General features: G+C 38.0%; 24 protein-coding genes and 2 tRNA genes. 20 read left to right on the top strand and 6 right to left on the bottom strand.

Annotation, left to right across the window (positions count from 1 at the left end):
• The first annotated feature begins 1 nt into the window (after position 1).
• Both LC419_RS07800 and LC419_RS07805 read left to right on the top strand, forming a co-directional pair.
• Positions 2-529 carry a hypothetical protein gene (locus LC419_RS07800; protein ID WP_223606818.1) on the top strand — a complete coding sequence of 176 codons (528 nt, stop codon included), beginning with the start codon at positions 2-4 and terminating at the stop codon, positions 527-529.
• Positions 529-1,590: a hypothetical protein gene (locus LC419_RS07805; protein ID WP_223606819.1), complete on the top strand. Its 1,062-nt coding sequence runs from the start codon at positions 529-531 to the stop codon at positions 1,588-1,590. The genes LC419_RS07800 and LC419_RS07805 overlap by 1 nt, the downstream gene beginning before the upstream one ends.
• Positions 1,591-1,977: 387 nt before the next feature.
• On the opposite strand, the gene LC419_RS07810 is transcribed toward LC419_RS07805, so the two are convergent.
• From LC419_RS07810 to LC419_RS07825, 4 genes are all read right to left on the bottom strand, one after another.
• The gene (locus LC419_RS07810) at positions 1,978-2,304 is read right to left on the bottom strand and encodes a hypothetical protein (protein WP_223606820.1); all 327 of its coding nucleotides are present in this window, start codon (positions 2,302-2,304) and stop codon (positions 1,978-1,980) included.
• Positions 2,305-2,342: 38 nt separating this feature from the next.
• The gene (locus tag LC419_RS07815; protein ID WP_223606821.1) at positions 2,343-3,809 is read right to left on the bottom strand and encodes a T9SS type A sorting domain-containing protein; all 1,467 of its coding nucleotides are present in this window, start codon (positions 3,807-3,809) and stop codon (positions 2,343-2,345) included.
• A gap of 107 nt (positions 3,810-3,916) precedes the next feature.
• Positions 3,917-4,063, bottom strand: a complete 147-nt coding sequence (locus LC419_RS07820) for a hypothetical protein (RefSeq protein ID WP_223606822.1) — start codon at positions 4,061-4,063, stop codon at positions 3,917-3,919.
• A 281-nt stretch (positions 4,064-4,344) separates the two neighbouring features.
• Positions 4,345-6,486 (bottom strand): outer membrane beta-barrel protein, encoded by a 2,142-nt coding sequence (locus LC419_RS07825; RefSeq protein ID WP_223606823.1) that lies wholly within the window; start codon positions 6,484-6,486, stop codon positions 4,345-4,347.
• 268 nt (positions 6,487-6,754) lie between these two features.
• Here LC419_RS07825 and LC419_RS07830 point away from each other — a divergent pair, with 268 nt between their 5' ends.
• Positions 6,755-7,801: an MBL fold metallo-hydrolase gene (locus LC419_RS07830; RefSeq protein ID WP_223606824.1), complete on the top strand. Its 1,047-nt coding sequence runs from the start codon at positions 6,755-6,757 to the stop codon at positions 7,799-7,801.
• A gap of 116 nt (positions 7,802-7,917) precedes the next feature.
• On the opposite strand, the gene LC419_RS07835 is transcribed toward LC419_RS07830, so the two are convergent.
• Positions 7,918-8,769: a DUF4822 domain-containing protein gene (locus LC419_RS07835; protein WP_223606825.1), complete on the bottom strand. Its 852-nt coding sequence runs from the start codon at positions 8,767-8,769 to the stop codon at positions 7,918-7,920.
• A gap of 178 nt (positions 8,770-8,947) precedes the next feature.
• Between LC419_RS07835 and LC419_RS07840 the strand changes: the two genes are divergently transcribed.
• The 9 genes from LC419_RS07840 to LC419_RS07880 all read left to right on the top strand — a co-directional run bounded on the left by LC419_RS07840 (position 8,948) and on the right by LC419_RS07880 (position 15,588).
• Positions 8,948-9,661 (top strand): DUF434 domain-containing protein, encoded by a 714-nt coding sequence (locus LC419_RS07840; RefSeq protein ID WP_223606826.1) that lies wholly within the window; start codon positions 8,948-8,950, stop codon positions 9,659-9,661.
• 2 nt (positions 9,662-9,663) lie between these two features.
• Positions 9,664-10,314: a hypothetical protein gene (locus tag LC419_RS07845; RefSeq protein WP_223606827.1), complete on the top strand. Its 651-nt coding sequence runs from the start codon at positions 9,664-9,666 to the stop codon at positions 10,312-10,314.
• 69 nt (positions 10,315-10,383) lie between these two features.
• Entirely contained in the window at positions 10,384-11,748 is a 1,365-nt protein-coding gene (locus tag LC419_RS07850; protein ID WP_223606828.1) for an SDR family NAD(P)-dependent oxidoreductase, read from the top strand.
• A 5-nt stretch (positions 11,749-11,753) separates the two neighbouring features.
• Positions 11,754-11,823, top strand: a tRNA-Ala gene (locus LC419_RS07855).
• Between the two features lie 114 nt (positions 11,824-11,937).
• On the top strand, positions 11,938-12,363 hold the full coding sequence (locus tag LC419_RS07860) for a hypothetical protein (RefSeq protein WP_223606829.1): 426 nt from the start codon (positions 11,938-11,940) through the stop codon (positions 12,361-12,363).
• Positions 12,350-14,266, top strand: coding sequence for a hypothetical protein (locus tag LC419_RS07865; protein ID WP_223606830.1), 1,917 nt, complete (start codon positions 12,350-12,352; stop codon positions 14,264-14,266). Before LC419_RS07860 ends, LC419_RS07865 begins: the two co-directional genes overlap by 14 nt.
• A 131-nt stretch (positions 14,267-14,397) precedes the next feature.
• Positions 14,398-14,466, top strand: a tRNA-Ser gene (locus LC419_RS07870).
• A gap of 20 nt (positions 14,467-14,486) precedes the next feature.
• Complete coding sequence (locus LC419_RS07875; protein WP_223606831.1) at positions 14,487-14,819, top strand: hypothetical protein; 333 nt, start codon at positions 14,487-14,489, stop codon at positions 14,817-14,819.
• Entirely contained in the window at positions 14,803-15,588 is a 786-nt protein-coding gene (locus tag LC419_RS07880; protein ID WP_223606832.1) for a TatD family hydrolase, read from the top strand. The genes LC419_RS07875 and LC419_RS07880 overlap by 17 nt, the downstream gene beginning before the upstream one ends.
• Before the next feature lie 76 nt (positions 15,589-15,664).
• Here LC419_RS07880 and deoD read toward each other — a convergent pair whose 3' ends face one another.
• Complete coding sequence (gene deoD / locus LC419_RS07885; protein ID WP_223606833.1) at positions 15,665-16,375, bottom strand: purine-nucleoside phosphorylase; 711 nt, start codon at positions 16,373-16,375, stop codon at positions 15,665-15,667.
• A 320-nt stretch (positions 16,376-16,695) separates the two neighbouring features.
• Between deoD and LC419_RS07890 the strand changes: the two genes are divergently transcribed.
• The 8 genes from LC419_RS07890 to LC419_RS07925 all read left to right on the top strand — a co-directional run bounded on the left by LC419_RS07890 (position 16,696) and on the right by LC419_RS07925 (position 25,612).
• Positions 16,696-17,085, top strand: coding sequence for a VOC family protein (locus LC419_RS07890; protein ID WP_223606834.1), 390 nt, complete (start codon positions 16,696-16,698; stop codon positions 17,083-17,085).
• Positions 17,086-17,322: 237 nt separating this feature from the next.
• Entirely contained in the window at positions 17,323-17,970 is a 648-nt protein-coding gene (locus LC419_RS07895; RefSeq protein WP_223606835.1) for a hypothetical protein, read from the top strand.
• Positions 17,960-18,676, top strand: a complete 717-nt coding sequence (locus tag LC419_RS07900) for a hypothetical protein (RefSeq protein WP_223606836.1) — start codon at positions 17,960-17,962, stop codon at positions 18,674-18,676. Before LC419_RS07895 ends, LC419_RS07900 begins: the two co-directional genes overlap by 11 nt.
• A 6-nt stretch (positions 18,677-18,682) precedes the next feature.
• Positions 18,683-19,816, top strand: a complete 1,134-nt coding sequence (locus LC419_RS07905; protein ID WP_223606837.1) for an AAA family ATPase — start codon at positions 18,683-18,685, stop codon at positions 19,814-19,816.
• The gene (locus LC419_RS07910) at positions 19,789-20,532 is read left to right on the top strand and encodes a hypothetical protein (protein WP_223606838.1); all 744 of its coding nucleotides are present in this window, start codon (positions 19,789-19,791) and stop codon (positions 20,530-20,532) included. Before LC419_RS07905 ends, LC419_RS07910 begins: the two co-directional genes overlap by 28 nt.
• On the top strand, positions 20,523-22,904 hold the full coding sequence (locus LC419_RS07915; protein WP_223606839.1) for a hypothetical protein: 2,382 nt from the start codon (positions 20,523-20,525) through the stop codon (positions 22,902-22,904). Before LC419_RS07910 ends, LC419_RS07915 begins: the two co-directional genes overlap by 10 nt.
• A complete protein-coding gene (locus LC419_RS07920; protein ID WP_223606840.1) occupies positions 22,894-24,600 on the top strand; it encodes a nicotinamide mononucleotide transporter family protein in 1,707 nt (568 codons plus the stop codon). Before LC419_RS07915 ends, LC419_RS07920 begins: the two co-directional genes overlap by 11 nt.
• Positions 24,593-25,612: a soluble NSF attachment family protein gene (locus tag LC419_RS07925; RefSeq protein WP_223606841.1), complete on the top strand. Its 1,020-nt coding sequence runs from the start codon at positions 24,593-24,595 to the stop codon at positions 25,610-25,612. The genes LC419_RS07920 and LC419_RS07925 overlap by 8 nt, the downstream gene beginning before the upstream one ends.
• Positions 25,613-26,437 lie beyond the last annotated feature (825 nt).

Below are 26,437 nucleotides of genomic sequence, written 5' to 3' on the forward strand. Positions count from 1 at the left end.
AATGAAAAGATTCTTATTAATTATAATTGCTAATTTATTTCTAATTTCTTGCAATAAAAATAAAGAAGTTAGCTCAAATCAATCTAATCCTTTTCAAAAAGAATTGATACACTCAATAGATTATGTCTTGGATTCAACCTATTGCAGAGGAGGAAAGGATAGAATGTTGCAAGTAAGGTATCAAAAATATGACAATAAAGATTTTATACAAGTAGCTTCTGTGTACGATTACAGTATCGATTCACTTTTTCATTGCACTGAGTATAAAAGCAATCTTGTTGTATTTTATAACAAAGAATATTTTGAAAATAAAATTAACCATAACAGTATAGAAAAAGATACAGTTTTGAAAAAATATGAAAATTTTAATAATAAATACAGTGGTGGGGTAATTTCTGAAAAAAGATGTTTTGAAATCTTTCAAATTCAAGGCAATAATTTTTTAAAAACTTCACATGACTCTTTTTACTATAATAATCTTTTTGCTGATCCGCCAATGTTAGAACCAGCTCCACCACCATCAAAATGATGAAAAAAATATTTATACTTACAATCTTATTAATTTTATCTACTTTATCAAAAGCACAAGAAAATAAATTTTACACTGATGCTTACGAGACATTGGATAATATGCTTACTGACAGACAGCCTTACAGCTTCAAAACTGCCGTTTTTAGTATTGAGAATGCATATTCTCAAGGGAAATTAGATACAGAGGAATTAAACCGTAAAATTATCTTTCTAACAAAGTTTTGTAATCAGCTTGTTGCTAACAGAAAATTACAATATATCGAGAAAGATGAAGCAACGGTAAATAAGTATGCTTCAATTTACACGGTTATGTGCCAAGCTACTCCTGTAATTGTTGGAAAGGATACACTGAAATACAAACCTTTCACCTATGATTTTGAAGACGTATTTGGGCATAGAGAATTATCTAATCTGTTTGTGTCAAAACTCTTAAATACACAGAAAGGGAATTGTAATTCTATGCCTTACCTGTACAAAATTATTGCTGAAGAATTAGGAGTAAGTGCAAACTTAGCCCTTGCACCCAATCATGTTTACATCAAACATAATATTAAATCGATTGGCTGGTTTAATACTGAATTAACAAGCGGTATTTTCCCACAGGATTCTTGGTTAATGGCTTCGGGATACATCCATTTAGATGCCATCCAAAATGGTGTTTTCATGAAGGCACTGAACAACAAAGAAAGTCTTGCATTGCTGTTAATTGATTTAGCAAATGCTTATGAAAGAAGTTATCCAGAAAATGATGGAAGCTTTGCTCTGAAATGTGCGGAAAGAGCAATAGACGTTCATCCTTATTTAGCAAATGCTTTGATATTACAGGCTGAAATACATAAGAAACAGTTTCAAAAACTAATGACAGAACAGAACACTAAAGATGTTCAGGCTACATTAACTAATCCTAAGGCAAAGGAATTGTTCGATTTGATGAATAAGGAATATGCACATATCCACAAAATCGGTTACCGCAGCATGCCTGAAAATATGTATTTAGACTGGCTGGTATCTTTGAGAAAAGAAAGAGAGAAATATGAGGATAAAAGATTGTTCAAATAATTAAATGAACTTTCATCAAGATAACGCTTTACAAATTCTGGAGTTATTTTTTTGTGTAGAAATTTTGCACTTCATATGATTAAGATATAAATAAAAGGGTGTCTATTGACACCCTTTTATTTTCTGTTTCATTCTTTTAATAACAATTGAAGTATTTTTTCATCTAAATCCGGAAGTACAGAAATTAACAAGATTAGATTTTTAGAAATAAAAACATTATAAATATTTATATCTTTTTTAATATTATATATTTCATTGGTTTCCAGTGTATATTCATTTACTTTAAATTTCGTTTTCAAACTATCCAAAAGAAAATATTCTTGGGAATAAATGTAACATGGAATAAATAGTAGTATTGATAAGATTGCCTTCATTTTATTGTATTTATTATGGACATTTTGTTCCTTTATGTTTTCCAAGCATTGTATCTCTTTCATTTTTATTTAGCTTAATTTCTTCCGGTGTCATTGTGGTTATTCCAGCTTTAGCCATGGCCTTAATTATTTCTGGTGGAAGGCTGGGATTATAAGCAGACAAGATATTTTGTAGTGTTGTCAAAAACGCACCTAATTGTTGATGCTCATCTATAAAGGTATATCTAGAGTTTCGGGATGCGGGATCTGGGTTTCGTATTTCTGAAACCTGATGTCTGATGTCTGATGTCTGATGTCTGATGTTTAAAATCTCATATCTATCCCAAAATTCACCATTCACATTTCTAAATCTTCAAGTCTTATACCTGAAATGATGTCTTATTCCTTGATAAACTTAGCCGTAATCACTTCCTTCGAAGTTTCCAGCTTAAGAATATAATTTCCCGAAGTCAGGGCATCCACATTGATGAAATTATTTTTTACAGGAGTTACAGAATGCATGATTCTTTCCCCGTTCATATCATAGATTTCAAATCCGTTGACCGGATCATTGGATGTGAATTGCAGATTGTTTCCGACTGGGTTGGGATAAATTTTCACCTTGTCGCTGCTTTTTTCCGAATCTGTTGTTGCCAAATTGCTTGAAGAAAAGAAATATTTCCGCGCAGTCCCCACATATTTTGTCTGAGCTCCGTACCAAATAGAATAGATGCCAATCAATACAATGGAATTCCCGTATAATTCAAAACCTTTATTATAGACATAGGAGCTTCCGGTACCAATGATTGGGGTAATAATTTTTCCATCCATCCCGAAAGATGTGTCCAGTTCTCCATTAGCCTTCATTCTTAAGGCATACATCGTGTGATTACCTGTTCCTCCGATAATGTACGAATTATCCGGCATACGTTTTACTTCTACAGGATCGGAATTTGACTGTATCGGCAGTACAAATGCTCCTCCGTTTTTGTAGGAAGGATCTAAAGTTCCGTTGGGAAGAAGGCGGTAGGCGATCAGGCCAAAGCAGTTGTTTCCATTGCAGAAACTTCCTGAAGTAAAGCCCTGTATTTTTCCGTCTTCCAGAAGTTCGAGACGGGTATAATCACCTACATACTCTCCGGCAGGACGTGTGAAATGTCCGTTTGTTCCGAAGGTAGTCACCAGGTTTCCCGCAGCATCAAACTTTGAAACAAGCAGGTAGCGGTTGTTTTGTGCGATCTGGTGTTTTCCTCCGATAAAGATTTCGTTGTTGGCATTTACCTTCACTTGTCTGTACAGGTAAGTTGAGCCTAAGGCGATCTCCCCGTTATTGGCAAATGCAGTATCCACAAGACCATTGGGAAGCAGGCGGACTAAGAAGTGATTATTACTGGCCTTTCTAATAACATAAATTTTCCCATCGGGATCAATATGCATATCCAGGTAGTCCCCGGATTGGTTATAGGTGGTAAAGCCGCTTACAGAATTTCCGTTTTCGTCTATCTTTAAGATCTGCCCGCCCGTACTGCCGTCCAGCACAATATAATTACCGTCTCCGGCAGGTTTTACCATATTATAGGAATGGGCAGGAGAGATCAGTTTATATCCCATCCCATTATTGAAAGTGGGATCTAAAAGTCCATTTGCCGTAAAACGTGCATAAAAACTGGCGCCCACTGCCAGAATCTTTCCGTCCGGAAGTTGGGTCGTGTCATGGATTTGAAGACCGCCACTTGGCTGGCCATTGGTATAAAATGCAAAAATGGAATAGCCGTTGTTTTGCCCGTAGTTGGGATCTAACAAATTTTCCTGAGCGGAAAAAGTAGATAAACAGGATAATCCTAGAAATAAGAGAATTTTTTTCATGGTTTTTGTTAAAGGCCCAAATATATGATTTTAAAGGCTCTGCAACAAAAAAGCTTCCGGTGGTTCAGAAGCTTGAATGTAAATCAATAGATCAAATTATTTTCGGCTTATTGGCAGTAAGCGGAATCTATATGACGGCAGACTCCGTCAGCACAACAGAATTTTATATTGCAATACCGCTGTTCATTACAATACGAAAGACCTCCTTTGATCGTTTTTAAATGGTCTCTTGAGATTTTCTTTAAATTTTTCATAATATTTTAGTTTATAATTAATCACTAATGTATGAATAATTTAAATATGATGTATATTTTTATGAAAGTGTTCTATTCACTTCCGGTTTTTTAGTCTCATCCGGAATGATTAAAAAAATAGTGTTCAATGAATCAGATCATGTTTTTTTTGTTTGAATAGTGAGGAATAATTTTCCTTACAGCCCAAAAACAAAAACAGTAAAAACCCTTAGATTTTTACTGTTTGAATTATTTTTTGTCTGAACTGTATTTTCAGGACTGATCAAGGGCAAATCATTATTTTATTTTCCGCCGCCGCTGTTTTTCTCAACATCCGTCTTCGTGTTTCCTTTTACCTTCTGGTTTCCAAAACGTTTCACGAACGACAGTGAAAATCCGTACCAGTCTGACCTCATCGAAGATCTGAAGGTACCATCCTGACTGTAAGTGGTATTGTCGAAAATAGGTCTGCTGAAAATATTCATTAGCTGAAGACTGACTTCCATCTGTGTTTTAGGGAATATTTTGGTGGCTGAGATGTTATGGAAAATATTCGTTTTATTCGCGTATGAATTTCCGTTATTTTGGTTAGAAAGCTCGGCCCACAGACTCAGATTGATGTTTTTATTAAACAGATTCGTGTAGGATAAATTGGCTGAAGCTCCCATATAGCTTATATAATCTTTACCTTTAAGATCATTCACCTGGTTGAAATCATGGTTATCGATATAATACCATCCAACGCCGACATTCACATTCAGCTTATTTTTCAGGAAAGTCTGGTTGGTATTCGCAAAAAGGTAATACTTCTGAACTTTTCCGTTGAAATTATCCGGAAGGGTTACTGTTCTTCCATCTTCTTCAGCAAATGAGGTCCAGTAATCCTTATCGGTATACATATATCTTGCAGAAATAAAGTACTTTTTAAGAATTCCCAGTTTCATATAGACTCTGTGGCTCGGGTTCGGTTCCAGCTCCATGTTTCCGCGGGAGAATGTTCCGTCGTTCGTAGGAACAAGAAAAGGATTGAATTCTGAATACCATGGACGCCATAGATTACGGTTGTACGTCAGGGTCAGATCATATTTATCTGAAAAAGAATATTTCAACAATAAATTGGGAAGTAAGGTACTGTAGGAATCCTTTCGGTTTTTCCCGGATACATCCTCTCTCATTTTATAATCGATATGCTCATAACGGACTCCGACTCTTGTTTCCAGCTTTTCGAAGAAGGTTTTGCTGTAGTTCGCATACAGGGAATTGATATTATCTTCGTAATGAAAAATATCATTCGTACGGAGATTATCTGCATTATTTCCTGAAAGCGTATTCGGGATTACATTATTATTAAAATCCATTTTTCCGCCCACTTCAAAGCTGCCGCCTTTTCCAAGAGGCTGGGTATAATCCACTTTGATATAATAGTTTCTGGTCTGCTCATGGGAATTGATTCCCAGCTGATTGACTTTAGGTATATTGTTGTATGTCTTTAAAAATTCATTGAGATTCTCCTGAGAATTGTAATTGGAACCTAAGTTAATATCCAGAATCCTGTTTTTCTCCTTGTCATAATATTTATAAAAAACATTCGTGCCCAGCGTACGGTAGCGTCCCGTTACATCCTGATCCTGATGATAAGATTCAAATGGCTGATCATTCTTGGTTCTGAAAAGATCTGCATCAGAATTGGAAGAATTTTTACTTTGATAATATTCCAGAATAAGACCTATATTGTTTTTATCATTCAATTCATATTCAGATGTAGAAGACATGGACGGGCTTCTGCCTTTCCCCAAGGTTTCATTTGTAATATTCGTAATATCATTATCTTTATATAAACTATTCACACTGGTGTTTCTCTGAAAATAGGTATTGTCGCTATAACTTCCGATCAGCGTCTGCGTGAAATTTTTCTTGTGATAATTGAGGTTAATATTCGTATACTGAGAATTTTTGGCATTTTGTCTGTTATTGAAAGTCACACTGCCTTTCATTCCTTCGTCATCCCTTCTTTTAAGAACAATATTAATGACCGATCCTGCCGTTTCATAGCGCGATGACGGACTTGTGATCACTTCAATTTTCATCAGGTTATCCGCAGGAATGGTTTTCAGATATTCTTTCAATTCCTTACCGGTAAATACAGATTTTCTGTCGTTGATATATACCGTCACGGATTCTCCTTCTGCTTTCACTGCATCATTATTGTCGATGCTTACCAAAGGGGTCATTCTCAAAACATCCCAAGTGGTATTTCCTGCCAGAATAGAGCTGTTGGATACATTAAAAACCGTTCTGTCCGCTTTAGATTCCACAGTAGGTTTTCTTGCGGTTATTGTAACGCCTTCAATCTGGTTTTCTTTCTGTTTAATGGTGTCGTTTTTAGCCTGTGAAAGGACTAAAGAGGACATCAATAAAGCTGCCGAACATATAATTATCTTCATTCAAAGTGATATTTCACCAATAAGACACTTATTAGTGGATGTTTGTTACATCAATCTGAAAAAATAAATAAAAAATAAATAAGCGAAGACAAATAAGTTAATGCTTCTGTAGGATAAACCTATGCATAAAATCTATGTTTCATCTTTGAAAAATAAAGTAAACGGTCTCCTTTATTCGTTGATGTGTTTACATAAGCCATCTAATCCTTATATTTATTATTCTGATTTAATCGTTCATGATCAAGATTCAGAAAAAAACAACAACGGAATGAATTTAAAGAAGCAAATGGGACAGTTTCCCAATGAAAAAAGAAAAACCTATTTCAGTACACTGCCGAATTATACCAACGGAAAATTTCAGAATATCCTTCCTACGCCGGCTTTACTGGAAGGGGAAAGCATGACCAAATTACTCCTGCAGACCCTGTGCAAAATAGAAAATGTAACCCCAAAATCCCCGATTCCGTTTGTCACCACAGACCTGAAAAACCTGAAGCCGGAAGACAATGTTCTGGTATGGTTCGGGCACAGCTCTTATTTTATTCAAATTGATGGTAAAAAGTTTCTGGTAGATCCGGTGTTCAGTGGAAACGCTTCTCCGATGCCCGGCTCTATCAAAGCATTTCCGGGGTCAGATCATTACAAACCTGAAGATATGCCAGCGATTGATGTACTCCTGATTTCCCACGACCATTGGGATCATCTGGATTATCCAACTGTTCAGGCGCTGAAAGATAAAGTAGGCCAGGTAATTTGCGGATTAGGAACTGGACAGCATTTTGAATACTGGGGCTGGGATTCTGAGAAAGTAATTGAAAAAAACTGGTGGGAAAGCATTGACATGTCGGATGGTTTTAGGATTATACTGACTCCTGCAAGACATTTTTCAGGAAGACTTCTGAACAGAAATATTTCCCTCTGGACTTCCTTTGTGCTTCAAACTCCATCTAAAAAAATGTTTCTGGGTGGCGACAGCGGTTACGGAAATCATTTTACAGAGATAGGAGATAAGTACGGACCTTTTGATCTTGCCGTAATGGAATGCGGGCAGTACAATGAAAAATGGCCTTACATCCATAGCCTTCCTGAACAGATTATTACAGAGGTACAGGAACTGAAAGCTGAAAACTTCATCCCAGTTCATAATTCAAAATTCAAGCTGGCCCAGCATCCCTGGTTTGAACCTTTGGAGCTTGTTTCAAAATATGCGGAAGAAAACAATATCCCGGTTACTCATCCAATGATTGGTGAAAAAGTAAATCTGCACCAGCTGGGAGAAGTACCCTGGAAAAAATGGTGGGAAGATTTGATGTAAGAAAGCAATTCCAGTCCAACGATTTATTGAATGTCATACAGCTATACTATTAAAAGGACTCCTGCGGCCCGAAGGGCCGCAGGAGTCCATCCATAATCAACTAACTTAAAAAATATCTATGGTTCCTTATGATCTACTTTGGTATGGATGATATCGTAGTAGACAGAAGAGTTTCCTGCATCAGGAGTGATTCTGTAGGTAAATTCAGAACTGTTCAGCGTAAGAATATCAACGGTTCTGGTGAAAAGTACATTTCCGTTCGCGTCCAGAGCGGTGATTGTTCTCTTTTTTCCGTCCGGAGAAATAGACCATGTTCCGTGAGATCTCAGCACATTGTTCAGCCCGTAAATCGTAAAAGTACCGTTCGCTTTAAAATAAGAATATCCAACAAACCCCGAAACACTTGGATCCGTTAAGGCTACCGGATTTCCACTGCTGTTTTTAGCTCCTGTAGTTTCCCATGGGGTAGAAGCTAAAGTAAGCTGGCCATTGGCTGGTTCGGCATGAGCCGTTTTGGTATGGACAATATCGTAATAAACAGAAGGATCACTTGGGTTGGTGTGAATTCTGTATGTGAATTCATTGTTGTTCAACACCAGAATATCCACAGAACGGGTAAAGATGGTCGTCCCGTCTGGGTTCAATGCTGTAATGACTCTGGTTTTTCCCAGTGGATCTACAGACCATGTTCCTCTGGATCTTAAAACGTCATTTAATCCGTAAATCACAAAATTTCCATCGGCTTTAAAGTAAGCAAAACCCGCAAATCCGTTTACGCTCGCGTCGTTGAGGTTCACAGGCTGACCGTTCTTGTCTCTTGCAGCCGTAGTTTCCCAGGGAGTAGAAGAAAGCATCTGAGAGGGAGTGATCTGTTCCATGACCATATCGTCGTTATCGGAACATGATACAAAAGTTGCAGACAGAAGCATTGCTGTGAACAGGTAACATAATTTTTTCAAGGTATTCATAATCGATATTTTTATTCTCTGCAAACATATTCCTTATGAAAATCAAAACGTTGTACGAAATATCTCTTTTGTTGTAAAATGTATAACTCCACCTTTCAGATGTTGATAAATTAACAGATAACAGAGGTTCAGAAACAGATTCCTGTAATTATATCCGCTTAAAAAACTATTTTTGAGTATGAATAACAGAAACCGCGGGAAAAATACGGGTGATGATGTGATTTTCGGTTCCCAAAAACAAATTGATAAGCTGAAAATGGCTGTTCAGGACATGCTGTATTTATTGAGCAGAGATTACGCAGAGAAAGCTTCCTCTGAACTCGTAGGAAACCGGTACAAGCTGAAAACACGGCAGATTCAGGCATTGCGCGGTGCTTCTGCTTCTGAACAGCAGATAGAAAATAGAAAAGATAAACAGCTGGAAGTTTCGGGTCTGAAAAACAAAATCCTTTATCTTGACGGTTTCAATGTATTGATTTTAATGGAAAGTTTACTGTCCGGTGCTTATGTTTTTGAAGGAGCAGACGGATGTTTCCGTGATCTTTCAGGCGTTCATGGAACGTATAAAAGAGTCAACCAAACCCAAAGAGCGGTAGAACTGGTGGCTGCATTTTTTCAAAAAGCTGAGGTACAGAAGCTCGTCTGGGTTTTTGACAAACCGGTTTCCAACAGTGGAAGGATTAAACAGATTGTCCTTGATTTTGCAGAAGAAAACAAACTGAACTGGGAAGCAGAACTGGAATTCAATCCGGATAAGTTTTTAGCAGAAAATTCAGAAATTGCCGTGTCTTCAGATGCATGGATCCTGGATAACTGTCAGCAATGGTTCAATCTCATTGCACATCTCATCACAGAAGAAAAACTGGAGGCCAATCTGATCAAAATGGTTTGAGAATGAATTTGTTTACACCTTATATTCCATTAATTTCAACATCCTGGAAAGAAAAATACCAGGCCATTCTTGCTGAAGAACATGTGCAGGCGATGGAAAGCAATATCAGAAAATTTCAGGATAACATGCTGGAATTCGAGCTTCCGTATTTTAATGAAGAAATTAAAACCGACAGACCTGAAAGTTTTGAACTGTTTATCGATATATTCCAAAGCAATGAATCTGATGAGGTCAAAGCATCTCAACTTGAAAATATTCCTTTTGAGCACTGGCTGAATATTCTGGGCCAGCGTCTGACTTCTGCCAGCATCCGGGATGAAAATGCTGTTCCGCCATTAAAAGAAATGTTAATCGAAGCCTGCATAAAACCCTTTAACAGTGAAATTACCATTGCACAGAGAGCCTGTGAAAAGCATATCGGAAGAATGAATGATCGGTTTTGGGGTGAAATCAAGGGAAATAATGTGCAGAAACAGGAAAAAGTTATGGAAAAGATCAGTTATATTCTGGACAACAGAACCTGGTGGAATGTTTTCTATCATTACAAACATGAACTTGTTTTTGAAGTCAGGGAAAAAGAAGGTCACGGAATCCGGTGGAGCCATGGCGGGAAACAGCTGATCGGTTTTCTTGAAAAATTTCTCAACGAATAACGGATAAAATTTCAGTGCGTAAAAAGATTGCGTACTGCGCAGATAATTTTGCCTATATAAACTGAAGCTATGGAATTTTCAGATCAAAAATTTTCGCAAAACGAATGGGAAACATGTCTCAAGGTACTGGATGCCTTGAAAGACGATCCATTCCTTAATCCTGACAATAAGATATTTTCGGGATTAATCACGAAAATTCATAAGAATGCGAAAAAGCAGAACCGCCAGGAAAATTATTCCAGGATGAAATCTCATGATCTAGCGGTGAGTGCTGATGCTGTATTAATGCAAAAGGCATTGGAAGGAGCTTCAGCTTTCTATGATGAAGAAAAAGAAGATACGAAACTCACTCCGCTTCAGATTCCCAAAAACTGCTACTGCTGTAACCAGAGCTATCAGTATGCCCATTCTTTTTACACAAGACTTTGCCCGAAGTGTGCTGCAGAAAATTATGAAAAACGTTTTGAAACAGCAGATCTCAAAGGAAGAAATGTGATCCTGACGGGAGGAAGAGTAAAAGTAGGATGGGCCACCGCACTGAAGCTGTTGAGAAATGGGGCCAATTTGGTTTTGACAACCCGTTTTCCTGCACTGGCGCTGGAAATGATGCGGCAGGAAGCAGATTATGAAGACTGGAAAGAAAGACTTTGGATATACGGACTGGATTTGAGAAATCTGAAGGCAATACAGGATTTTATAGACTTTTATAAAACCCGTTTTGATACATTGGATATCCTGATCAATAATGCTGCTCAAACTATAAAATATCCTGATGAATACTATCTTCCTATTATCAATCGTGAAAGAGAAAAGTTAGTTGAATTTAAAAATATTCAGAATCTTTTTCCCAATCAGACGGAAATTTCAAGCGAAATCGCAAAACTTGAATATGCTCAGAACGATGAAACTCCGGTGGCGCTTACCCGTTTCGGACAGCCTGTGGATAACAGAGAAAAAACGAGCTGGAATTCTACACTTGAAGAAGTTTCCATGTATGAACTGGTAGAGGTGAATCTGATTAATCATATCGCACCTTATTTTCTGATCAAAGAACTGAAACCTTTGATGAAAAACTCAGCATTTCAGGCGAAATTTATCATCAATGTGACCTCTTCTGAAGGTATTTTCAGCTACGATAATAAAACAGTATTTCATCCGCACACGAATATGACAAAGGCGGCCCTGAATATGATGACGCTTACCTCAGCAAGAGAATTTGAAAACGATCAGATTTATATGAGTGCAGTGGATGTAGGGTGGATTTCTACAGGTGCGAAAGAAAGTCTTCGAAAGAAACAGTTTGAGCAGGGATATATTCCGCCACTGGATTCTGTAGACGGAGCTGCGCGAATTTTGCACCCGGTCATTGAAGGTATAAAAGGAAATTATTACAGCGGAGTACTGCTGAAAAATTATAAAATAAATGCCTGGTAAAAGGAGAAACGTTAGCTCAATGGAAGAGCGCTGGTTCGGCAAGTCAGAGGCGCAGGTTCGAATCCTGCCGTTTCACAGAGAATAATAAGGAAAGAAATAGTTTAACCCGGAAAAAACCAGCTTCTAAGAAGCGAATTATCGGTTCGAATCCGATTTTCTTTCTGTTTTTTACCATTAAAAATAAAAGCCATGTTGAAAAAGATATTTGATTTTTTTAGAGAAAACGGTCCTGTTGAAGAAATAACAGTTTTTCCTGTCAATCAGGAAAGTACACTTCATTTTGAAGAAAATATTGATATGCCCGAATCATCTGAAATTAATCCTTATATAAGAAAAAGTTCAGAGGCAAGAGAAAAAATCAACAATTTAGAAGAATACACCAAAACTTATAAAGAATACTGTCTGGAAAAGACAAGCAACCAGCATACCCTGAAAGCACCCGGATATAAGATCCTTGAAAAAGATGGCAGTACGGAAACTTTTAGAATCTATGGTGATGGCTTTATTTTTCACGGTGAACACAAAATCCTTCGCATAGAAAGTGACTATTTTGTGAAGTACATTCAGCAGGAATACAACCCAATAACCCAACTGACAGAAAATGCATACGACTGATCCCATGACAAGATATAAAGTATTCTCCGTGGAAGACCTTCCGGAGACGGCTTTTGATGACCCTGTGACCGTAGAAATATATGGCAGAAACATCACATGGGATATTGAAGAACTGAACGGAACCCTGATTCTGCGTGGGGAAGGATGTCACTTTCCGAATCTGAGAACAATCAAAGGATCTCTGTCAGTAGATGCGGCAGACTGCTCTCTTCCCAATCTTAAGACGCTGGAAGAGAATTTTACCCTTCACTGTTTTGCCCAGATCTGGGAGCTGGAAACAGTAAAAGGTCATTTCAAATGCATCATAGATTTTGATTTTAAAAATCTGGCCACGATAGGAGGAAATATTTCCCTTAAAAAAGCCAATGTCATCGCAAGAGGTAAAAAACTGGTGCAGTCCAGAATTGTCATCCCGATTAATCATCAGTATGAAGTGGAATTTCTTCCGAAGGAAGGTATTTTTAATGTTGATATTTTCGGTAACGATATTATTATTCCGCACTATGAAATCCGTGGAAGAATCAATGTTTATGGTAAAAATGTATCTTTTCCCTACCTTGAATTTCTTCAGGGGCAGATCAATATGGAATGCCGTGACAAAACTGGGCATTATTTTACGCACGATTTTCCGGAACTGAAAAAAATAGTCGGACACCTCAGATTTGAAAAGACAAAAGCTTCTTTTCCTGTGCTTCAGGAAATCACGGGAAACATTCTATTGGAACAGGGTTGTTATGCAGATTTTCCATTGCTGGAGACTTCAGGCAGCATTTCTGTTAACCGTAATTCAGGCGTAAGGTTTCCATTATTGAGAAATGTGAACGGAAATATTCAGAATCAGGGGGAAACCTGTCATTTTATAGCTTTGGAAAAAGTAAAAGGAACGTATAAAACCCACCAGACGATTGCCACTAAAATTCAGGAAGTCGGGGATCTGGAGATGCATACTTCTTTAGAATTTGACCATCTTAAGAGAATCAATGGAAGGCTGACCAATGCATTTAAAGTTAATTTTAAATCTCTGGAGTATATTAATTTTTTCGGTGATGAGAGACAGAATGGTTCCCGTCTTCCGGCATTGAAGCAAATTAATTTCTATCTGTACCAGAAAGACGATCATTTTGAACATCTGGCTAAAAATATTTATTTTAACATCAATGACAGAATGTATCTTTCCAAGGATAAACTGATTCTTTCCGGAGCGTCTTTCAACTATGCGGTTCATCAGCAAAATTACACGATTCGGAAACTGGTTTCTATCCTGAAGCTGCGTCACAGCAGTTTTCAGAACTTTATGACGAGAGAATATGAACGCCAGTGGACGAGGTTTGAAACTCCGTTTTTTACCAAAATTCTGGAAAAAATAGAAAAACTCTGGAATGGGGTGGAAACCATACAATTTGAAGAATTCTTCGAATCCACGGACAGAAATCTGCGTCTCTTCTGTTTCAATTATATTGGAGTAGGAAATCTGATGAAGCGTCTGGAAGCAGAAAAGATCACTGAAGAAGAAGTGGAACTGAATTACAATGAATACGACCAAAACGGAAATAAAACCCAGATCCGAAGAATCAACCGTTATGAAGTGTATAAAATTGAAAATAAAAAATTAGGAATTTACACATGGCGTGAAACAGATCAGTATTCCTACGCCGTAAAATGCTGGTGCCCTTCCACAGAAAAGGAACACTGGCTTTGGATAGAACAGGAATATAAAGGAAATGCGCTCACTGCCATCGCATCTACGTTCAGAATACACGAAAACATTATTCCACACATCAAATGTCTGAAAAGACAGGGCGATCTTCTGATTTGTGAACTGGAAAGGGAAATTACACCACGAGGTTTTCCCAGAGCACTGACAGCATCAGAATATTTCAGTCTGCTGGAGGTGGAAGCATAAATAAAGAAACAGTAGTTTAACTGGAAAAACATTCCCTTCACCGGAAGGTTGCAGGTTCGGGCCCTGTCTGTTTCTATTTTAAAAACTAAAACAATGAAAAACATAGTAAACTCTTAAATTTCAAATAAACGGAGGCAATAGTTTAACGGAAAAACGCACACTGCTAATGTGATACGCGGGTTCGAATCCTGCTTGCCTCCCTTTTTAATGTGAATAAAAGATGAGAAATACTTATAATAAAGGAGATTTCAGAGCCGGAGAAGATGGGAAAATCTCTCAGGAACTTAGAAAATATGGCAATAAAAAATGGCGAAGGACAGCAAAAGCAGTTATCAAAGATCAGCTAAGTGACACCTTTACATGTAAAAAAGGCAGAAAAACCAGACACAAAATAATCCGGGTGAAAATAACGAAAGAATTCAACGGAGTAAAGCGTTCGGATTTCAGAGGATTTTATTCTGAAAAAGAATTCAAAAACGTTTTGAAAGGACCCAACATTGTTAGATATTTTATAAACAAAGACAAAACAAAAAAAAATGAATATATACATTGATATTGGCATTAACCTGACCAATAAACAGTTCTATAATGAACACGAAGAAATTATCAACCGCGCCCTGGATAATGGGGTAGAACAAATGATCCTCACCGGAACAAGCGTACGCGGAAGTAAAGAATCTGCTGAAATTGCAGAAGAATATCCTGAGATTTTATTTTCTACAGCAGGAATTCATCCCCACGATGCCAAATCTTTTAACCAGGAAAGTATCCAGGAACTTAGAAACCTTTTGACATCCGATCAGGTGGTATCGGTAGGCGAGTGCGGACTGGATTTTGACCGGGATTTTTCGCCCAGACCTGTTCAGGAAAAATGCTACAGAGCCCAGCTGGAATTAGCCGTTGAGGTTGACAAACCCCTTTTCCTGCATGAGAGATCAGCTTTCAAAAGATTTAATGAAATTACTGATGAATACCTTTCCGGATTGCCGGAAGCGGTTGTTCATTGCTTCACCGGAACATTGGCGGAAGCCAGAATTTATCTTGACAAAGGATTTTATTTAGGATTTACAGGCGCGATAAGTGATGAGAAAAGATTTAAACAGCTGGAAGACGTGATCAAATATACCCCGCTGGACCGGATGATGATAGAAACAGACGCGCCGTTTATGCTTCCGAAAAATATGCCGCGAATGCAGAACCGCCGGAACGAACCGTCTTTTCTACCTTATGTGGCACAGACGATCGCTCACTGGAAGAAGATGAGTATTTCTGAAGTCGCAGAGGAAACCACGGAAACCGCCAGGAATTTTTTCAAGCTATAAAAAAGAGCTCTACTGATGAAGTAAAGCTCTTTTTTTATGATGAAACTGCAAAACCACAGCTTAACTTTCTTTTCTGTTAAAGACTTTTTATCGCAGATTCCAAAGCCAGTTCCATCATCGGTTTAAGGGCTTTTTCTCTTTCGTCAGCAGAAATTTTTTCGTGGGTAGGAATAATATCAGTTACCGTAAGAATAGTCGCTGCGTTTTTTCCTAAATGCTGTGCATTCGCGAATAATCCGAAAGCTTCCATTTCTACAGCAGGACAGTTGTATTTCGTCGCAATGGCAGGAACATTAGGATCTTTTCTGTAGAAAATATCGCTGCTGTGTACATTGATCGCTTTGGTGGCTAAAGAAAGCTCCTGAGCCGTTTCATTAATGGTTCCGAAAATATTTCCCTGGTGAGGAAGAATATCATCTTCAATTTCCCATGCATATTTTGCATATGTACTTTCGCTGGCTGCATTTTCAATATTTAAAATATCAAAAAGTTTAAGGTCAGTCGTATAAGCTCCGCACGTCCCGATTCTGATGATGGTATCTACTTCATACTCCGTAAATAATTCAAAAGAATAGATCCCGATGCTCGGAAAGCCCATTCCGCTGGCGCCTACAGTGATCTCTTTTCCTTTGTAAAGACCTGTATAATAAAAGATTCCTCTTGTTTTGCTTACCAGTTTAGCATTTTCCAAATAATTTTCAGCAATATATTGTGCACGAAGCGGATCCCCCGGCTGCAATACTACTTTAGCAATTTCTCCTTTTTTTGCACTGATGTGAATACTCATAATGTTATTTTGAAGGGACAAAGATAGCAACTTTTAGATTGAAATATTCAAAGGTTTGTTTCTCAATAGACTAAGTTTTTTAAGCATGAATTTCTATCATCTGAAAAGGTCTAGCGTATGGTAAAAAGAATCAATAATTTAATGCTCCAAACAACCATCATACGTTTCCAAAACCGATGAGGTTTAATCAACAATAATAATTAACAGAGAAACTAGAGTACCTTTTATTAATGCCAATAGAGTTTTAAAATAGAATAACACAGAAGAAGTATGGACAGCATCTCCTTCTTACTTTAGTAAAAGTTAAAAGATAGACCATAATGAAAATTGAACATATCGCTTCTTGGGTAAAAGATCTGGAAAAGGTCAGAGAATTTTATGAGAAATATTTTGGAGCTGTTTGCAACGAGAAATACCATAATCCCGTAAAACATTTTCAGTCCTATTTTTTAAGTTTTGATAACGGATGCCGCCTCGAAATCATGACCCGACCTGATATACAGGAAAGTGGAAATACGTACGATTCCCAGCAATACGGAATTATTCACCTTGCATTCTCTACGGGAAGTAAAGAAAAAGTAGATGAGCTCACTGAAACTTTAAGAAAGGACGGTTATACAATTGCCGGAGAACCTCGTACAACAGGTGATGGTTATTATGAAAGTGTCATTTTAGATCCTGAAAACAACATCATTGAAGTAACAGAGTGATTTTGATCTGAAAGAACATTTTAGTTTAGGGTTTCGGGCCGCGTCGAAGACGCGGCCCGAAACCCTAAACTCTAAATCATCTGCACGATTTGCTCAATGCGAGAAAAAAAACAGAAAAAAGACTTTTATTATTAATTCGATCAACATATTTATTAATTATTCACCCCAAATATTATTTAACTGTCAATCATTCAGATAAAAATTTTATTCTCTGCGAAATAGTTTTATTTTTGTTAGATGATGGAAACCAAGTCCCCATTTCTAGATACTATTTTTCTGCTGCGAAACAGCGGGTCCATTACTGTATTTTCGAACCTGCAGGAAATTTCTAAAATGGAAGAGCAGGAAGCAGGAGATTATTTTGAAGCAGAGTTCGAAAAAGAGAGATTGGAATTTTTATCTGGTGATCTGAATTGCAATAAAGAAGCTGCAGTTTGGGGAGCTAAAGTTTTATATCACAGTGCTCAGCTCTGTCTTATCCGGGAAAATACATCAAAAGATCTGGATAAACTGATTCCGAAGATGAAAATAACCACTGATGTTTCTTCCGTTTTGTCTGCTGATTTATCATTGAGGTTTTTACCACAGATCGCTTCCGTATTGCAAACCGCAGATCCGTATGACCCGTTGGTGAAAATTTTGGAAGATATTCTCACGCAGTTTCATTATTCCGGAATAGGATATCCGCTGAATCTGGAGAAAATCAACTGGGAAAAAGAGCTTCAGGATAAGGTTTATAGAAAATTATATCTTGAAAGGATCGTTGAAAAGAAAGCCTATTCGTTGGCAGAAATTCCCTATATTAATAAATTGCTTATGGCAGATTTTGGACTTCATAAGGATATTTACTGGCGGGATTTAAAAATAGTTGCTCATGGAGATTAATACTGCAGTTGCATTAGGAGGAATAGTTGCTTCCTACTTTTTTGTGTTCTGTATTTTGGCATATTATGCCAATATTTTGATGTTTAAAACGAAAGTGAATGAGATTTGGATGTTCATGTCCTTTTCAAAACCCTTGTATGCCTACACCATAAAAAATGATCTCAGAATTAAGTTTGGCTATATTCCCCTTTCCAGCCTTGTGAAAACAGATTCAGGAGGGGAAGTGGGGCTTAATGATGATGAACTGAAGAAATATGACAGGCGGACTATGAAAAATGCCTTTATTTTTCATGGAATGATGGGAACTATCCTCAACGTTTTAATTGTTGCTGTCAGTTGGATTTCAGGGTATGATTCCCTTGTGATTTTTAAAGATTTCGGAACCCATATCTGGCTGCTGTTTTCAGGAAAGAATGACTTTTCTGGGTTTGTAAATTTTATTCACAGCCAATACACCGCATACGGGAAGCATTTTTTTATTTTTTTAAGTGTGGGAATATATTTTATTTTTATCTCACTGGTCATGATGATTTCCTCACTGTATTCCTTCCTATCGGCGCTTATGGGCCTTGTGATAATAGTTGGATACTTTGTTGTAGGCTTTAAATTTCTAGAACTTCCATTTACTTTTTATATTGATCTTATTCTTTCACTGATTGTAATTGGATTTATATACTTTTTACTGTTAAGATTTTTCATTAAATAAATACTAATGACTCAAAATATCACAAAACTCAATACCGTTCTCAACTACGTAAAAGACACCTTCGTAGGAAAAAATGATGTCGTAGACCTGCTGGGAATATGTCTTCTGGCCAAAGAAAACGCGTTTTTATACGGACCACCGGGAACCGCAAAATCTGCGATTGTAAGAACGCTGTCCAAAACAGTGAAAGACGGCAAAAACTTTGAATATTTGCTGACCCGTTTCACAGAACCGAACGAAATTTTCGGACCATTTGATATCAGAAAATTAAAAGAAGGTGAGCTTCTTACGAATACCGAAGGCATGATGCCGGAAGCTTCACTGGTTTTCCTGGATGAGATTTTCAATGCCAATTCTGCCATCCTGAATTCACTGCTGATGGCTCTGAACGAGAAAATTTTCAAAAGAGGAAAAGAAACAAAACATTTACCAGCGCTTATGTTTGTTGGAGCCAGTAATGTTCTTCCCGAAGATGAATCTTTGAACGCATTATTTGACCGTTTTCTGGTGAGAATTAATGTTGATTATGTAAATCCTGATCTGCTTCAGCAAGTACTTCTTGCCGGAAGAAAGCTCGAAAACGAAACGGTAACTGATATTCCGGAAATTCTGACAGACGAAATCAGAGAACTTCAGAATCTGTGTAAAGCAGTAGATCTGAGACCTATTTACGAAGTCTATTTAAATACGATCATCAGCTTAAGAAATACGGGAATTGCCATTTCAGACCGTAGAGCGGTAAAACTTCAGAACCTGATCGCGGCCAGCGCTCTGATCTGCGGAAGAAATGAAGCCGTGCTTTCTGATCTTTGGGTACTGAAAAATATCTGGGACACAGAAGAACAGATCGAAATCCTGGAAGGGATCATCAACAGAACCATTGAAAAAGATGACAACCCGAAATCCCATCCACAGGCGATGCAGAACAAAACTCCGAATCCGGAGGAAGTAATGAAGGATGTAAAAATTCTCGTGGAAAAATGGAACAGCGGAACGTTGAGTTTTGAAGAACAGAATGTGATCAAAGATAAATTGAGATACCTGCAGACCCGTTGCGACTGGATCAGAAATCCGGAGCAGAAGCAGTATATCCAGCAAGAAATTGAGAGCTTATGGCAGAAGATCCTTCAAACGGTATAAAAGAATTCTGGGCAGAACTTCCCCGCGCCGATGAAGATTTTCTGGGCGCCATCCGGGACTGGAAAAATGTACAGATTGCAGTAGACGACGAGACGGTTTGGCTGAAGGGCTTCACCGAAGAGCAGGCTGTATCCGCAGATATCCAGCAGCTGCCTAATTTTATGCTTTACGAACTGCGCGACGGACTTTTGTTCAAAAAAGAAGCATTGGTACCCAGCAAAAAGATGAGAACAGCTTTGCTTTGGTCGCCAATAGATAAAGCATTACGACTTACGTTTCCTGCTTCCAACAATAATTATTTTGGAATCAGCGAAAAGGTGGAAGTCAGATTGAAACCGGGGAATGAAGAACAGCCTGCCATTGCATTGTTAAGTTCAATAACAGAAATTAAAGACAGTATTCCTGCACAGCCGAATTTCAAACTGGATAAAATAGAATGGGCAGTGATTGATGATAAAGCATTGTTTCTGGGAACACCGCTGTTGAGTCTGCCCGGAAAAACCTACTGGACCAGAGACGGTCATCTTTTGCCTTCAGGTTTTGATTTCGAATTTAAAAATTTGAGTTCACTCCTGCAGCAGCAATATAACAAAGCGTCGGACAAATGGCTGTTATGGAAAGAAGACGGAACTTATCTTCCTGTGAAAAAAGAAGATTTCCGGAAACTGTCTGTAAGCTCATTCCACCTTACTGAAAAAACAAAAGAATGGATTTAAACGAATATTTCCAGTCATACGAAAACTACTTTTGGGAGTGGGAGACCGACGAGGATATCGCCGGTGATTCCGGGTACCATGATCATAATCTCATCTCGATTCCGGGCGTTGGGGCCATAGCCTACAGACCTTATGTGATGGAGATATTGAAAGAGCTACAACCGCAGGGATGGCCTCCTTTTGGTGCATTACTAATGGTTTTATATGCCATGCAGGACGGTTATACAGATTTTGCAGGTCCTCTGAAACATACGGCTAATTTTCACAGCATTGGAAATTTCGACTTCACCGCCGAGAAGAGTATTGAGTTTCTTGAAAAGTTGAAATCATTAAACAGAGTTTATAAGCATGGACAAAACAGGATCGTTCTGTTTCAGACCCTTTTTCAGGATGCACACAATAGGATCGCTCCCGGTAAAGCAGAAATGATCCTGACGATTTACCACAAAAGACCATACATCTTGGCAGCAAGTGCGGAGAAGAAATATGCAGGACCGTCCGCCATCAACAGAGACTTAAGCGCATTAGACCTGTTGAATGAAAAATTCCCAACAGTACAGTCTATTATTGATGCCATGAAGGATCACATCGACGAGCCTGAGCTGGACGATGAACTTGTAGAAGAAGAAACTACGGTAGAAACCGATAAAGATTTTATCCAGCAACTAATCGAAGAGCCGAAAACCTTTCAGGTAGGAAGTCTGATAAAAAGAATCTGGAGCGGACTGAGAATTCCGATGCGTCATTTATCTCCCGGGGAACAGCCCATCGGAGGAATTTCCGATATGGCGAATAAAGGTGATCTCCATAGAATGCTGCTTTCTGAATTTGCCAATGAAGATGAAGTGTTCATGAACCGTATCGCGAATAATGAAGCCTTGTACATCCAGAGAGAGATTCCGCCGGAAGAAAATATATTTGAAAGAGCGATTTTAATAGATACTTCCCTGAGAAACTGGGGAACGCCTAAAGTATTGGCGTTTGCATCAGCTATTGCGGTAATCAGACATCCGAAAGCCCATTCGGAGTGTAAGGTTTTTGCATTAGGACAGGCCGGATTGTCGGTATCTCTCGATAAAACGGAAGACGTTATTGAAAACCTGAATCAGGTGAGTCCGATTCTGGAAGTTTCGGAAGCACTTGGGAAGTTTTTTAATGAGGACCATCCTGAAAAAGACCTTGAAGTATTCTTCATTACTAATCAGGAAAACCTTGCTGATGAAAAAGTGCGGAAAGTGATCCACGAAAACAGGGACCGCCTGAAATTTCTGATCACGACTTCCTCAGATGGCGAACTGAATTTTTATAAACATCATAAAGGAGCCCGGAAACATATTCAAAAGATAAAACTCCCATTACAGGAATTGTGGGCCAATCCGCCACAGCGTAAATTGAAAGCGACGACCATTAATGGCAAAAAAACGGATCTTCCACAAAATTATCCGATCCTGTTTCCGACTCCGTCCAATAAAATTGCCCAGTTTTTATACGAAGGTGAATTTTATATTTTAAGTTCAAAGAAGCAATTGCTGAAAACATATCTTTCCGATAACTATTATGACCGCAGCTCTTACGACTACTACAAAACATATCATGGATGCGAAGTCCTGATTGAAGATATTTCCGTAAAACCGAGAGGACAGTTTGCCCTGGCAAAAAATAAGCAGCAACAGTTTATCCTCTGCCAGTATCAGCCGGATAAAAAACTCATCTCCAAACTGAATCTGAATACAAAAGAATATTCTGAATTCAACGTTACAGGATTGAATATCCCGAGCTCGTACCATTTGATCTATTTCAGCAGGAACTTTTATCTGCATCAGCCTACAAATTCTTCCCTTTACAAAATCAGTCTGGAAGGAAATATATCGGTAGAATCCGTTTTTAATGATGACCGTGAAATAGACAAGAATATTGCAAAAGCTGAAACCGAAGTCGCCAAGCTGAACCGAAGCGGAATGAAAATCATCAGCAATTTCAACCGGATGGGAATCAATGAAAATAATAATCTGGTGATCTCAGGAAATGAACTTTGCAGGTTGTATGACAATTCACTGAACCTTTACAAAAACAGATTTACAGTGAAGATTCTTGCTGAACAAAACAAAAATAAATTTACATTTCAGGACGGAAGCGAGATCATTACGGATCCCCGTGGAATGCTTACTTTTAATAGCAGCAATACCGGAATTCCCACATTTTATATTCCCTCCACGGAATATGGTTTCCTGGCATTGTCTACGATTACGGAGTATGGCGGTTCAGAATATTATCTTCCGAAACAGACGCTTTTGAAAGTAAAAACCCTGGAAGAAATGTATTCCCAGTATTTAACCGCATTTATTGATCAGATTTTGGATTATGGAGCTTAGAATAAAACCTTTTCCGAAAAACAGCTATCCTAAGAAAGGGGTTTTGATCAAAGATCCGTCCCCGAAGGTATGGCTTAACGAAATGGAAATATTGGGACTCGATCTCAATAAAGTAAAATCCTATGCGATTCCGGCGGATCAGCCTAATGTTCTGTACGGATGTCTGCTGGTATTTTATCATGAAGCTCCTCAGGAAATTGGAAAGAATGCCTATTTTCAGTGTGTAGACGATCAACTATTTATCCCTGAAAATACGATATTTTATCCAAAGATCAATCCTGAAGACTGGCAGTCAGCGGGGGCTAAATTAATGATCATACATCCTGAATTTGGGTTCGTCAAACTGTCAGAAGAAATAGACTGGCTTTCTATGGTGCAGGAACCTGAAATAGCACAGGGTAAAGTAAGAAAACCTTCGAATGGTGTGAAAATCCCTCTACATATTGAGAGTTTTACGGTTGAGATGGATGACGAAAAAATTCTGGCGGCCCTCCAGCAACCGAAGAACGAAGAAGAATGGATGAAAAACCTGCCTTTTGATCTTAAAAAAGTCATGGCCGGGAATAAAAAAGAGATTGAGAAGTATTTACAATATATAGAAAAATATCCTGACAGAGCGGTAGAACTGGGCGTACCATTGGATATTATGGGAACTTCCCGTGGTGATGGCTTTGGAAACTTTACGTTTGGAAACAGCTGGCTGGATACCCTGTTCGGAGGCTCCGGAGATAAAAAAGAAACCGCAGGAACCCGCAATTTCCGCAGAATATTCTGGGCTGTTGTCGTAATCGCGATACTATTCAGGATTTTTATGCCTTCAGATAAAGACAAGACGCTGAAAGAAGATTTTCTCGTTTCATCCGGTAAAATTATGAACGGTGCTGATAAAACCCGCGCTGATATGATCGCATATCAATCCGGAGTGACGGATATTGATATGAAAATTGATTCCATTTACGGAAAAACAAGAAAAAAACTATCCCGTGAATATTCTGCAGCCGGTGCTGCCATGTCAAAAGATCAAAACGAAAGGGAACAATATAAAAAAGCAGGAGGGAGAAATCTAGGAGAAGTTGGTAACGACATCGAAAAGCTCAACAGCAGAGAACAGAACAGCAGAGATTCCCTGAAAATCGTTTACTCAAAAAAGATAACGAAACATCTGGTTCAGCAGGAAGCCCCGATGAAACGCCGCATTACGGATTCCCTGAAACAGTACAGTAAAGGAAAGCCTGTGAATGGAGAGATTGTGAAATTTGTTTTAAAGAAAAAGCAGGTGCTCATGGCAGATTCTCTTGGAAAACTGTACGGAACGCTTGATATGATGGAGCTTCCTCCGTCTCCGATTAAAGATTCAAAAATTGGAAAGCTGGAGTCCGGCGAGAGCAGTTCACCTGAAAAAACAAAAGTTTCGGATATCTTCTATCTTGTGATTTTTATGTTTGGGGCGGTGGGAATCTATTCTTTCATCTTCAAAAGGAAATCATTAAACCTTGGAGGAGACAGCGTGCCGCTTTGGGTAAAGATTATTTTGTCGGTATTCCTTGTTTCCATGCTGGTGTATCTTTTTTATCCACTGATAAAAATGTTCGGCTACAACTGGTTTGTATGGATTCTGGTGATCTGTGTCATCCTTCTTCTGTACAGACTGTTCAGCGAAGATAAAACCATTTTAAACCCTGAAGACGATGAATAAGCAGAAATTTATAGACAAATTCCTGATCGCATTTATGATCCTGGCGGTGTTTAAGATCATTGGCATAGGAGCACAATTATTTCACGAAAGCATTTGGAGTGTTGTAGGGACGCTGGCTATTTTCCTTGTGGTAGCTTTTATTATCATGATTGTAATCACTGCGCTGAAAGATAAAGAACAGAACAGGAATAATTCTGGCAGAAGGGGTTCCAGCGGCGGAAATTTCTACCTTGAAGCTTCTTTGTTTGACAGGATTCGAAGTAAGTATGAAGAACTTGCCGAAAAATATATCGCGGAAAACGATTACAAAAAAGCGGCTAAAGTATATATGAATCTCCTTCAGGATCATTTCCGCGGGGCGAAAACACTGGAAGAAGGCGGTTTCTACAATGAAGCGGCAGCGGTATATCTGAAAAAACTAAACAATAAATCAGAAGCCGCATCATGCTATGAAAAAGCCAAACAGTACAAAAAGGCAATCGACTTGTACAAAGAACTCCAGCAGAAAGAAAAAGTAGGAGATCTTTACCGGGAAATTAGTGATATAAAAAATGCACATATCTATTATCAGATGGTTGCAGATGATTATACAGGCAATAATCAAATGGTAAAAGCCTCTTTGGTATACAGCAAAAAAATGGAACAGCTGGAAGAAGCCCAGAAAATCCTGCTGAAAGGCTGGGAGGAAGATAAAGATGCCTTCAACTGTCTGAATAATTATTTCGCCAATGTTTTTGATGTCGGAAAACTGGAAACTGAAATCCGGAAGCTTTATCAGAAAACACCTTCCTATAAAAAGACGACCTATCTTGAAGCAATGAAACATGAGTTTAAAAAAGATCCCAAACTGCAGCCTGTAACACGAAGTATAGCGTACGAGATTATTGCAGAAAAAGTAGGTACCCGTTCTGAGATCATCAATGAACTGAAATATTTTAATCCTGATGACAGTGTGATCCTGAAGGATATTTCGAGGTTTAAGACGGGGAGGAATAAGATGTTGAGGAATTAATAAATTTAAACATTTAAGAATTCAAGCATTAAAAAATTAGAAGAAATTGATTATACCAACAAATGCAATTTGGCTGAGGTACTCGAAGCCACCACCTAAGAGCCAATATTTGAATAGTTTTTCCAGTTAAACTATCCCCCTGCTCAGTGAAGAAAAGTATTATTTTCATTAATGAAAAACAATTTTTCCTATCTTTGCGCCATAAAATTATGACACTACAAAGAGCACATATCAATGTAAATCTATGCGATAGCCCTTCAATAAAAGGATTATTCGGATACGAATGGATGATATGGAATGAGGCGAAATGTGCTTGCTTTGAAAATTATTTACAATAAACCCGTAAGAATTTAAACAAAATACCACAGAAACGCCTCGATAACTCGAGGCGTTTCTTGTGTTTTAGGCCATAAATTATTTAGAATGAAAAAAAATAACCGTAAAAACAAAAATTTTTTAATTAACAATGTCAATTTAATACGATAAATAAGAGTGATAAGTAACCCGATGAGAGACAGTCATTTAGGTATTTAAGAGATCCGCAGGATATTGCGGACGGTTATTCTTTATGCTAAAAACATCGTTTAACTTATTGATTATCAAATATTTAATTGAAAAATAAATTTGCAGATTAAAAAATTTCATACTTACTTTGCAACCGAAAATTGAAAGCAACAGGTTTTCAGGATTCAAAAACTTTTTAAATAACAAGAATATAATGAAACAATTACATAACATATCTAATCAGTATTCAGGAATAGACGGACAGGAGCCGAAAGGATATGCATGTATTCTGGATAGTGAATTTATTGATAAAAGGTGCTT

This window comes from Chryseobacterium sp. OSA05B (assembly GCF_019970065.1).
Taxonomy (GTDB): domain Bacteria; phylum Bacteroidota; class Bacteroidia; order Flavobacteriales; family Weeksellaceae; genus Chryseobacterium.